The organism is Thioalkalivibrio sp. (genome assembly GCF_007692535.1).
Taxonomy (GTDB): Bacteria; Pseudomonadota; Gammaproteobacteria; order Ectothiorhodospirales; family Ectothiorhodospiraceae; genus Thioalkalivibrio.
Genome location: NZ_REBW01000071.1, coordinates 1 through 2,782, shown reverse-complemented (window position 1 = coordinate 2,782; position 2,782 = coordinate 1). Strand labels below are relative to the sequence as shown.

The 2,782-nt window shown below is 68.2% G+C and carries 4 protein-coding genes; 2 read left to right on the top strand and 2 right to left on the bottom strand.

What is annotated here, in order from left to right:
- Positions 1–8: 8 nt before the first annotated feature.
- Together EA346_RS02445 and EA346_RS02440 are read right to left on the bottom strand one after the other, a co-directional pair.
- On the bottom strand, positions 9–521 hold the full coding sequence (locus tag EA346_RS02445; protein ID WP_296755209.1) for a protein disulfide oxidoreductase: 513 nt from the start codon (positions 519–521) through the stop codon (positions 9–11).
- Positions 522–570: 49 nt separating this feature from the next.
- The gene (locus EA346_RS02440; RefSeq protein ID WP_296755207.1) at positions 571–1,002 is read right to left on the bottom strand and encodes a hypothetical protein; all 432 of its coding nucleotides are present in this window, start codon (positions 1,000–1,002) and stop codon (positions 571–573) included.
- A 276-nt stretch (positions 1,003–1,278) separates the two neighbouring features.
- Between EA346_RS02440 and nadA the strand changes: the two genes are divergently transcribed.
- Both nadA and EA346_RS02430 read left to right on the top strand, forming a co-directional pair.
- On the top strand, positions 1,279–2,346 hold the full coding sequence (nadA, locus tag EA346_RS02435; protein WP_296755204.1) for a quinolinate synthase NadA: 1,068 nt from the start codon (positions 1,279–1,281) through the stop codon (positions 2,344–2,346).
- Between the two features lie 31 nt (positions 2,347–2,377).
- Complete coding sequence (locus EA346_RS02430) at positions 2,378–2,737, top strand: precorrin-3B synthase (RefSeq protein WP_296755202.1); 360 nt, start codon at positions 2,378–2,380, stop codon at positions 2,735–2,737.
- The last annotated feature ends 45 nt before the right edge of the window (positions 2,738–2,782 follow it).

The following is a 2,782-nucleotide window of genomic DNA, read 5'->3' as shown; positions in this document are numbered from 1 at the left end:
CCATCGGGTTACAGCCAGCGAGCCAGCCATAGCCGTAGGCGCAACTCCAGCGGCGGCGCATAACCCTGCTTGCGAAAGACGATCTGCCCGTCCCGGTCGATGATGAAAGTGCTGGGGACGGCGCGTACGCCGTAGCGGTGGGCGAGGGCGCCGTCCGGGTCGTTGACCACGTCCAGTTCCCGCTCCCGCTCGGTCAGATGGGCGTCGACCTCCGACGGGGATCCCGATTGCATCGCGACCGTCAGGACGGGGTGGCTGCGGCTCAGGCGCATGATCTCCCCTTCCTCCAGTCGGCAGATCGGGCACCAGGTGGCCCAGAAGTGCAGCAGCATCGGGCGGTCCGCGTAGTCTGCGAGACTGACCGGGCTGCCGTCGAGAAGGTTGGCCTCGATCTCCGGCGCCGGCCCCTGCGCGAGGTCGCGCGCAAGCCAGGCGCGCACCAGCAGCACCACGGCGACGATCAGCAGGAGTTCCAGTACCCACCGCCACCAGCGGCGGGGTTTGCGTGTTGCTGTGTTCAAGATTGTATCTCTGCGCTTTGGAGGGGAGGGGCGATGTCTGGCGCGATGCTCAACGCAGCATCTCCGCCTGCCCGGGGCGGGAGCGCGTGGTGCGCTGCTTCGGGCCCTTGCGCGCGGCGATGCGCACCAGGTCGTCGCTGTCGGCGAGCAGGCGCTGGCGCTGCGCTTCGGTCAGCAGGGGATTGCGGGCGACGAAGTAGCGCAGGTTGGGGTCCGGGTCGGAGACGCAGGACTCGACCTGCTCCGGCGTGAGATCGGCGCGCTTGGCGCAGTTCAGGCGCACGGTCTGGTTCGGGTCGCTGAGCAGCAGGGCGATTTCCTCCCCGGTCAGGTCCATGCGCCGGGAAAAGTACGCTTTCACCTGCGCATGCTGATCGCGCACCAGCAGCGGACGCCAATGGTGGTCCAGGTTCGCGGAGAGCGCCAGTTCCATCCGCGCATCGAAGGACATCGCGCGGTATCGCTCAAGGTAGTCGGCCATGTTGGAAGTGGTTGGGGTCACCGGCCGACGAGTGTGCCCCGCGACAGCGAGGCGGACAAGTTCCGGGATGCACCCGGCACCGTGTGGAACACCGCCGGTAGTTGCCAGTCGTAGTAACATGAAGCCCTGATGACACCGCCGCCCCGTCGGAGCGACTCCTGGTCGCGAATGTCTGCGGGGTATAGCGAGGGCTGGCTCGCGACCGGAGGTCGCTTTCAAGCGGCGCGGGATTTTGGGGTTGGGTCGGCGGGACTGGTCCCGCGCAGGATTGCGAGGTTGACGATGGCAGTGGCAGAGGCCGGGTATTTCGTTCCGAAGACTGCGGCGGTGACCGCCGCGCAGCCGCTGCTGGACGAGGCGCAGCGGGCGGCGCTGACCGCGCGCATCAAGGCCTTGCTCGCCGAGCGCGACGCGGTGCTGGTGGCCCACTACTACGTCGATTCCTCGCTGCAGCGGATCGCCGAGGAAACCGGTGGCTGCATCTCGGATTCCCTCGAAATGGCACGTTTCGGCAAGGAACACCCGGCCACGACGCTGGTGGTTGCCGGCGTGCGCTTCATGGGCGAGACCGCCAAGATCCTGAGCCCCGAGAAGCGCGTGCTGATGCCGACGCTCGAAGCGGAGTGCTCGCTCGACCTCGGTTGCCCGGCCGAGGCCTTTCGTGCCTTCCGCGAGCAGCACCCCGATCACACCGCGGTCGTCTACTCCAATACCTCGGTGGCGGTGAAGGCGCTGGCGGATTACGTGGTCACCTCGAGCATCGCGGTGCCGCTGATCACGCACCTGCGCGACCAGGGCAAGAAGATTCTCTGGGCCCCGGACCGGCACCTCGGCGATTACATTCGCCGCGAGACCGGTGCCGACATGGTGCTGTGGGAGGGCTCCTGCGTCGTCCATGACGAGTTTCGGTCCCGCGAGCTGGAGAATCTGCGCAAGGCCCATCCTGCCGCGGCGGTGCTGGTACACCCGGAGTCGCCGCGCGATGTGATCCTGCAGGCCGACGTGATCGGCTCGACCAGCCAGTTGATCGCTGCGGTGAAAGATCGGCCCGAGTCCGAGTTCATCGTCGCCACCGACAACCGCATTTTCTACAAGATGCAGCAGGCGGCGCCGGCCAAGCGCCTGATCGAGGCCCCGACCGGCGGCCACAGCGCCACCTGCCGCAGCTGTGCGCACTGTCCCTGGATGGCGATGAATGACCTGACCAGCCTCGCCGATGCGCTGGAACACGGGCACAACGAGATCTTCGTGGACGAGACGGAGCGCCTGAAGGCGCTGACCGCGACCCAGCGCATGCTCGACTTCGCGGCTGCCCACCGTCGCACCGTGGCGGGGGACGCCTGAACGCGCCCTGGGCGCGCCCGGGTTCCTGTCGATGTACAAGCGTCCCGCCCGTGTGTTGGTGGCCGCCCTCGACGATGACGGGCGTGCCGATTACGTTGCGCGGCTGGCCGCAAACCCGGCGCTGTCGAAGTGGCTGGAGGTCCGGCCCACGGCCTCGATGCGGCAATTGAACCCCGACGACCTGCACTGGGCGGACCTCCTGGTGGCGCTTGACGCTGCGGCCGCCCAGGCCCTGCCGGCAGAGCACCCTTCCACCTGCCGGCTGAAGCGCTGGGACCTTCCCCCCGCCGACAGCCCCGACCTGCCGGCCGCGGTCGGCGCGGCGATGTTTGTGATGATCGGCGGCATGCGCATGCTGTCGCGCGTGGACGAGCACGACGACGGGAGATGACGCGCGGCAGGCGCGCAGCGCTATGGAGTGCGGCGGCTCGCCGCC

Bases quoted from the DNA above. Each gene is read 5' to 3' on its own strand.
- EA346_RS02440 (WP_296755207.1), bottom strand. From the start codon at position 1,002: ATGGCCGACTACCTTGAGCGATACCGCGCGATGTCCTTCGATGCGCGG.
- EA346_RS02430 (WP_296755202.1), top strand. From the start codon at position 2,378: ATGTACAAGCGTCCCGCCCGTGTGTTGGTGGCCGCCCTCGACGATGAC.